The following is a 3,193-nucleotide window of genomic DNA, read 5'->3' as shown; positions in this document are numbered from 1 at the left end:
GGTTAGCTATATTTTTTTACTTTGCAACAGAACCCTTTAATAGAAGGATTGGCTTATCTAGGAAAAAGTTTGCAACCTGTTGAAAAAGCAATTGATTATGTTATTTCAAATCAGTTACTTGAGGTTGGGGATAAAGCATATATTTATGATGATACTAACGAATCTAATGAAATCAAATTAGGACAAAATGCTTCATTTATATTTGCGGTATGTGAATATTTAAAACATGAAGATAACCTTGAATACCTTAAAAGCGCTCAAAAAGTAGCGAAAGGCATCCTTACAATGATTGATAAAAACACGTATGAAACAACACATATATTAAATTATCCAGATTTAAGCGTTAAAGAAAAATTCAGAATTATTTATTATGATGGTGAAGCAGCCCTTGCATTGTTGAGACTATATCAAAAAGATAAAAATGAATTATGGTTGAAGACTGTAGAAAAATTAATGGATCGTTTCATTGAGAAAAAATATTGGCAATACCATGATCATTGGTTAGGTTATTGTACAAATGAATTAGTCCAAATCAATCCACAAGATAGATATTTTGAATTTGGAATTAAAAATGTCAATAATTATCTTGATTATATTAAAAATCGAGAAACAACATTTCCAACATTTTTAGAAATGTTAATGGCTACTTATAGATTAGTTAAAAAAGCAAAAGAAACTGGTTTTGAAGAATTAGTAAATCATTTGATAGATGAAAAATATTTAAAAGAAGTTATTGATATTAGAGCAGATTATCAAAGAGTTGGATTTTTTTATCCTGAAATTGCAATGTATTTTAAAAACCCCTCTAGAATCTTAGGGAGTTTCTTTATTAAGCATCATGGCTATCGTGTTCGAATTGATGATATTGAACATTATCTTTCAGGATATGTACAATATCAAAGAGAATTTAAAGGGTAGGTATTTATTATGTTAACAATTAAAAAAATATACAATATTATAGGTGGGGAATTAAAAGATGCAAGCAATAAAGAATCGAATGAAATAAATGATTTTGAAACAGTTTATCATTTTATAAAAAGTAAAAAAACTGCGTATTTCTCTCCCAATAAAGAAATATGGTCAAGAGAATTAGGAAGAAATAAAAATGCTCTAGATGGTAGTGATTTAGTAGATAGACAAAATGGAGAAATAGGATTAATTATAACAGAAAAATATATTTCTGATTTAACATTTAACACGCCACAAATAATTATAGAAGACTCTGTTCAAGCTTTAAAAAAATTAGCTATATATATTAGAAATCAATATAAAAACCCAGTTATTGCTATAACTGGATCAATGGGTAAAAGTTCAACTAGGAAGTTAATTACTAGTTTATTAAGTGATTTTAACGTACTTGAAAATAGAGGGAATAATAATGTCAGAGCAGCTATTTATAGTAATATGTTGAAATTAATTAAAAATCCTGACTTTGCTGTAATTGAAACATCTATGAATGCAATTAATTACCTTGAAAATACAGCTATTTACTTAAAACCAGATATAGCAATTATTACTGGCATAGGTGAAGCACATTTTTCAACTTTTAAGTCTGTTAAAGATATTGCTAAAATTAAGACAAGAATTTTTGAGGGCCTTTCAGATAATGGGACAGCAATTATTAATAATGATACATTATATGCTGATTACTTAGTTAATAAAGCACAAGAAAAAACTAACAATGTGTTAACTTATGGTATTAATAAGGATAGTAAAGTTGATTTGTCTGTTGATAATATCAGATATAATAAAGGGAATATTGAGTTCTTAATAGAAAACCAAAATAATGAAAAAGAAGTTTATCAAATTAATACGATTAGTAAAGGGATGGTCTATAATGCACTTGCAAGTATATTAGTACTTAAAAGTTTAAATTTGCCAATAAAGAAAAAATCACTAAAAAATTCAAACCATTTTCTAAAATATTATCTTTAAAAGAGATACAAACAAAATCGCATAAATTAACCTTACTAGATGATACACATAATGCTTCATTACCAGCAATGATTAATGCGATCAGAGCATTTAATAGTCAAACAAAATTTTATTCAGGTAATAAGATAATTGCCATAGGAAAAATTAGTGATTTAGGTCATAAGTCTAGTTCAATACATTTACAGCTAGTTGAAGAGTTAGAATGTTGCAATGCAGATTATATTTTATGTAAGGATACAGAATTGAAACAAGTAGTAAATAAGGTGAGAAATAAGAATATAACTTGGTATCCGAATAAAGAGTTGTTAATTAATGATTTAAAATACTTATGTAATGAAGATTCTCTAACTTTATTAAAATCTTCTGTAACGGGTACAGATTTTCCAGAAATAGCGAAATCTTTACCAGATATTTTGGAAATGAATGATATAGAATTTGATGGTGATAATCTTTTTGAAAAACTTAGTAAAGTAGGAAAGAGTTATATTAGAATAAATAATGAAACTGGACAAATAATTGAAAAATTCAACAGTAACCAATCACAAACAATTGAGGGAATGAGTCCATTAATCTATTATTTAAAAGCTATAGATGAAAAATTAGAAGATAGAATTATCAGTATGAAAAGTTGGCCAACCAATAATAGTAAAAATGGTTATGTTGAAGGTCTAAAAATTCACATCTATACATTCCTAAAAAATATGACTAATTCACCACACCCTTCTGAAATCTATGAATTAGCTAATGAGTTGTTTGATAATCATATAGAAAGAAAAGAATATATCAATCAATTGATACAGCAATTAAAATTATCTACCGCAATAGCTACAAACTTAACTGGACGTTTTAGAAGTAAAGAGCGACAAAGTTATACTGTAAATGATCTATATCAAGTGTATAAGTATTATAAATATGATTTATTTAAATTTAGTAATACATTTATTTTAGGACTTAAATACAAAAGTGGATTTATACGAGGAGAAAAAGAAACGATTATTTTCACTTCATATCAAGATCCCAAAAGTGAATTTGATTGCTTCTTAAGTATATAACTAATTTTGAATGTATAAGTTCCAGTTATTTTTGGAAGGATTATCTCTAAATGATAAAATAAGAGTTTTTGTAGAAAATCAATTCCAAGTTGAATATTCTATTAAATCACACAGTACCACTAACCTCCCTATAACTTTCAATAGTTATAGGGAGCGTTTATTTTTGTGTGAAACAAAAATAAACGTAAATAAGGATATAAATAAGC

The 3,193-nt window shown here is 26.5% G+C and carries 2 protein-coding genes and 1 pseudogene; all 3 read left to right on the top strand.

Annotated elements, in window-relative coordinates; translation table 11 throughout:
- Positions 1–36: 36 nt before the first annotated feature.
- A pseudogene (locus HMPREF2846_RS06315) lies at positions 37–918 on the top strand (poly(glycerol-phosphate) alpha-glucosyltransferase); the annotation flags it as partial.
- Positions 919–927: 9 nt separating this feature from the next.
- Complete coding sequence (locus tag HMPREF2846_RS14695; protein ID WP_070626180.1) at positions 928–1,935, top strand: Mur ligase family protein; 1,008 nt, start codon at positions 928–930, stop codon at positions 1,933–1,935.
- 68 nt (positions 1,936–2,003) lie between these two features.
- Positions 2,004–2,987: a UDP-N-acetylmuramoyl-tripeptide--D-alanyl-D-alanine ligase gene (locus HMPREF2846_RS14690; protein WP_070626178.1), complete on the top strand. Its 984-nt coding sequence runs from the start codon at positions 2,004–2,006 to the stop codon at positions 2,985–2,987.
- The last annotated feature ends 206 nt before the right edge of the window (positions 2,988–3,193 follow it).

The sequence above is a fragment of the Staphylococcus sp. HMSC056G08 genome (assembly GCF_001812305.1).
Classification (GTDB): Bacteria; Bacillota; Bacilli; order Staphylococcales; family Staphylococcaceae; genus Staphylococcus; species Staphylococcus simulans.
This window is presented reverse-complemented; position numbering and strand designations above follow the sequence as displayed.

Excerpts from the sequence above, each read along its gene's own strand:
- HMPREF2846_RS14695 (WP_070626180.1), top strand. The coding sequence starts at position 928 with ATGTTAACAATTAAAAAAATATACAATATTATAGGTGGGGAATTAAAA.
- HMPREF2846_RS14690 (WP_070626178.1), top strand. The coding sequence starts at position 2,004 with ATGATTAATGCGATCAGAGCATTTAATAGTCAAACAAAATTTTATTCA.